1 protein-coding gene is annotated in these 242 nt (G+C 70.2%); it reads left to right on the top strand.

Annotated elements, in window-relative coordinates:
• The coding region (locus F0U44_RS22790; RefSeq protein ID WP_149730662.1) for a M15 family metallopeptidase at positions 1-242 on the top strand (242 nt) is incomplete at both ends.

Genomic DNA, 242 nt, shown 5'->3' with positions numbered 1-242 from the left:
CCGGCGAGATACACCCCGACGAGTACGCCGGCTGCTACTACCCGCGCTACATCGCCGGCACCCGGCGGCTGTCCAACCACGCCTTCGGCCTGGCGCTCGACCTCAACGTGCCCGGCAACCAGCGCGGCACCGTCGGGCAGATGTCCCGGGCGGTCGTCGCCGTCTTCAAGCGGTGGGGCTTCGCTTGGGGTGCCGACTGGGGTTACACCGACCCCATGCACTTCGAGCTCGAGCGGGTCGTC

Origin of the sequence: Nocardioides humilatus (assembly GCF_008373755.1) — a bacterium.
In the GTDB taxonomy this organism is placed as follows: domain Bacteria; phylum Actinomycetota; class Actinomycetes; order Propionibacteriales; family Nocardioidaceae; genus Nocardioides; species Nocardioides humilatus.
The sequence above is the reverse complement of the archived record's forward strand: the minus strand, read 5'-3'. Positions and strand labels throughout refer to the sequence as shown.